This window comes from Arenimonas sp. (assembly GCF_022842045.1).
Taxonomy (GTDB): Bacteria; Pseudomonadota; Gammaproteobacteria; order Xanthomonadales; family Xanthomonadaceae; genus Arenimonas.
In genome coordinates, this window is the sequence record NZ_JALHQI010000119.1 from 1 (window position 1) to 3,679 (window position 3,679).

Sequence of the window (3,679 nt, forward strand, 5' to 3'; positions counted from 1 at the left end):
CGCAGGTGCACCACGCGCGCGATCTTCTCGGTGAAGCGGCGCACGTTGAGGTGGTTGTCGAGGAACAGCGTGGCGATCTCGGTGCTGTTGAGCAGGTTCTGCATGTCGCTTTGCGCGAGGGCCAGGTCGTCGAGCTTGGACTGCAGCTCGCCGTTGATGGTCTGCAGCTCCTCGTTCATGGACTGCGCCTCCTCCTTCGAGGTCGTCAGTTCCTCGTTGGCGGACTGCAGTTCCTCGTTGGTCGATTGCAGCTCCTCGTTGGCTGCCTGCAGCTCTTCCTGCGAGGCGTGCATCTCCTGGCGCAGCGCGCGGATCTCCTCGCGAGCCCGCGCCAGTTCGTCGTTCAGCACGGGGTCCACCGCATGGGCCTTGGCGCGCCGGGCGCGCGGCGCCGCCGGCACGTCGCGGAAGACGACCATCGCCATGCCCTCGAGCGCCTTGGGCTGCTGGATTGCCGAGACGGTGATGTCGACGCCCCCGGGCGCCTCGTCGTCCAGGCGAAGTCCGCGCAATTCGACCGGCTTCTTGTCCATCAGGGTGCTGCGCAGCGCGGCGGCAAGCTGGGCCCGGATGCCCGGGCGCGCCATCACGTGGATGTTCCAGTTCGCCTTGCCGGCGGCCGGCTCGAGGTAGCGGCCGGTGCGCCCGCTGATGTAGACGATGTCGCCCCCTTCGTTGACGAGCACGGCGGGCGGCGAGAAGACCTGCAGCAGCACCTGGTCGGCCAGCGACTGCAGGTTGGCCGGGGGCGTGGTGGGATGTGGCAGATGAGCCTCCTGGGGCACCGTGCGCGAAGAGGCACGGCGCTGGGTGGGAAACACGACCGCACCGACGGCGCCCCCGTGGTCGTTGCGCCAATATAGCCGTGCCTTCGGGTGCAGCGGCCGGAACAGGGCCTGCGCCCGGCCGATGGTCTCCGAGCCACCGAGCAGCAGTGCGCCGCCGGGGCGCAGGCTGTAGTGGAACAACGGCACCAGGCGCTGCTGCAGCGCGACGCCGAAGTAGATGAGCAGGTTGCGGCACGACAGGATGTCCAGCCGCGTGAACGGCGGGTCGAGGATGACGTCATGCTGCGCGAACAGCACCATCTCGCGCAGGCGGGCGTCGGTCTGGTAGCCGCCGTCGCGCTGCACGAAGAAGCGGGCCAGGCGCTGCGGCGAAAGGTCGCGGGCGACCGCCGCCGGATAGTGCCCGCCGCGCGCGACGGCGATCGCATCGGCGCTGAGGTCGGTGGCGAAGACCTGCAACTGGCGCGCGCCGAACTCGGGCCGGGCCTCGATGCACTCGATGAAGGCCATCGCCAGCGAATAGGCCTCCTCGCCGGTGGAGCAGCCCGCCACCCAGGCGCGCAGGCGCTCGCCCTGGCTGCCGTGGCGGGCCAGCAGCGCCGGCAGCACCGTCTCCTGCAGGTCCTGCCAGACCTCGGGGTCGCGGAAGAATGCGGTGACGCCGATCAGCAGTTCCTTGAACAGCAGCTCGACTTCCTGCGGGTTCTCGCGCAGCAGGGCCGCGTAGGCCTCCATCGTGTCCAGGCCGTGCACGGCCATGCGGCGGGCGATGCGCCGCAGCAGCGTGCTCGGCTTGTACAGCGAGAGGTCGCGGCGGGTCTGCTCGTGCAGCAGGGCCAGGATGGCGCTCAGCGCGGGCGCGTCGGCATCGTCGGCGGGCGCAGGGGGCGGCCCTGGCGGCGTGGGCGGCGCGGCGACGCGAAGGATGCGTGCCGGCATCTCGCCGGGCAGGGCGACGATGTCGACGCAGCCCGCTGCGATCGCGCTCTTGGGCATGGAGTCGAACTGCGCCGAATCCGGCTGTTGAGCCACGGTGAGGCCACCCTGCATCCGGATGGCCTGCAGGCCCAGCGTGCCATCGGAGCCCATGCCGGAGAGCACGACGCCGATGGCACGGTCGCCCAGCTCGCGGGCGAGCGAGCTGAAGAGCACATCGATCGGCAGGCGCAGGCCGCGGGGCTGCGAAGGCGCGGCCAGGCGAAGCAGGTGATTCCCGGACAGCGTGATCTCGGTGTTCGGCGGGATCACGTAGACCGTGTCGGCCTCGACGCGCTGGGCATCCGTCACCTCGTGCACCGGCATCGATGTCGCACGCTGCAGCAACTCGCCGAGCATCGCCTTGTGCGTCGGGTCCATGTGCTGTACCACGACGTAGGCCAGGCCGCTGCCGGCCGGCACCTGGGCCAGGAACTCCTCCAGCGGCGCCAGGCCGCCGGCCGAAGCGCCCAGACCGACGATGCGGAACGGCACTGCGGCGGCAACGGCAGGAGGTCGGGAGGTGGCCGCACCGCGCATGCGCGAGTATGCGGCTCGACGAAGCTGGCGCAGGGCCCCGGGTTGATGCGAGTCAAGCGGTTGCGATGCGCCTGGGGCCTACTCGCAGGCACGGGGGCGCTCTTGCTTGCGCAGCGCCCCGGACACCTCAAGGACTCCCATGACTTCCATTCGTCGCCACGTCGAAGGCCATCGCACCGACCGCATCGGCTGGCTGCGCGCCGCCGTGCTCGGCGCCAACGACGGCATCGTTTCCACGGCCAGCCTCGTGGCCGGTGTCGCGGCGGCCGGTGCGAGCCACGCCAGCCTCGTGGTGACGGGGGTTGCAGGCCTGGTGGCCGGGGCGATGTCGATGGCCGCCGGCGAATACGTCTCGGTGCACTCGCAGGCGGACACCGAAAAGGCCGACCTGTCGCGCGAGCAAGCCGAGCTCGAGAAGGACCCGGCCGCGGAACTGCGCGAGCTCACCGGCATCTACGTGGCGCGCGGCCTCGAGCAGGGCCTGGCGCTGCAGGTGGCGCAACAGCTGTCGGCGCACGACCCGCTGGCGGCGCACGCGCGGGACGAGCTCGGCATCTCGGCCTCGTTCACGGCCAAGCCGGTGCAGGCGGCGCTGGCCTCGGCGGCCAGCTTTGCCGTCGGCGCCGCCTTGCCGCTGGCCGTGACGGCGCTGGCGCCGGCGCCGCGGCTGATGGCGTGGGTGGTCGGCACGGCGCTGCTCTTCCTGGCCGGCCTGGGCGCGGTGGCGGCGAGGGCCGGAGGGGCCAAGGTCGCGCCCGCGGCCGTGCGCGTGACCTTCTGGGGCGCACTCGCCATGGCGGCGACCGCGGCAGCAGGGGCGCTCTTCGGCGCTGCGGGGTGAACCGGGGGGCCGGCGCGGGCCGCGCCAGCTGCCGCCTGGCGGGACCCGGCTAGCGGCGCCTGCCTTCGCCAGGCTTGGCGATGCCTACGCGCTTGACGCGGATCGGGGCCCTCCGCGGCGGCGGCGTGTCACCGGCGCCCGCCTCGCCCGTGGCGGCCTCGACGAACGCGGCGGTCGCATCGGGCGCCGCCGCATCGCCCGCAACGGCCGGCAGGGGCGCTGCGGATGCAGGCTCGCTCTCCTTGATCACCCGCGTGTAGGGCCTGAGCATCTGCACGAGCTGGCCGTAGATCTTCGGCGCGCCGGCCACAACCTCGCGCTGGTGCAGGTAGTCGGCCTCGCCGGTGAAGTTGCCGATGAGGCCGCCGGCCTCGGTGACCAGCAGCGAGCCGGCGGCGACGTCCCAGGGCGAGAGCCCGGTCTCGAAGAAGCCGTCGTACCAGCCGGCGGCCACGTAGCAGAGGTCGAGCGCCGCGGCGCCCGGGCGGCGCACGCCGGCGCAGTGCTGCATCACCTCCTCGAACATCTTGAGATA

At 72.1% G+C, this 3,679-nt stretch carries 3 protein-coding genes; 1 reads left to right on the forward strand and 2 read right to left on the reverse strand.

Annotated features, from left to right (window positions below; genetic code table 11):
- A partial coding sequence (locus Q0C12_RS14730; protein WP_290891522.1) for a chemotaxis protein CheB occupies positions 1-2,303 on the reverse strand: 2,303 nt, incomplete at its 3' end.
- 139 nt (positions 2,304-2,442) lie between these two features.
- Between Q0C12_RS14730 and Q0C12_RS14735 the strand changes: the two genes are divergently transcribed.
- A complete protein-coding gene (locus tag Q0C12_RS14735) occupies positions 2,443-3,144 on the forward strand; it encodes a VIT1/CCC1 transporter family protein (protein WP_290891524.1) in 702 nt (233 codons plus the stop codon).
- Between the two features lie 49 nt (positions 3,145-3,193).
- Here Q0C12_RS14735 and Q0C12_RS14740 read toward each other — a convergent pair.
- A partial coding sequence (locus Q0C12_RS14740) for an inositol monophosphatase family protein (protein ID WP_290891526.1) occupies positions 3,194-3,679 on the reverse strand: 486 nt, incomplete at its 5' end.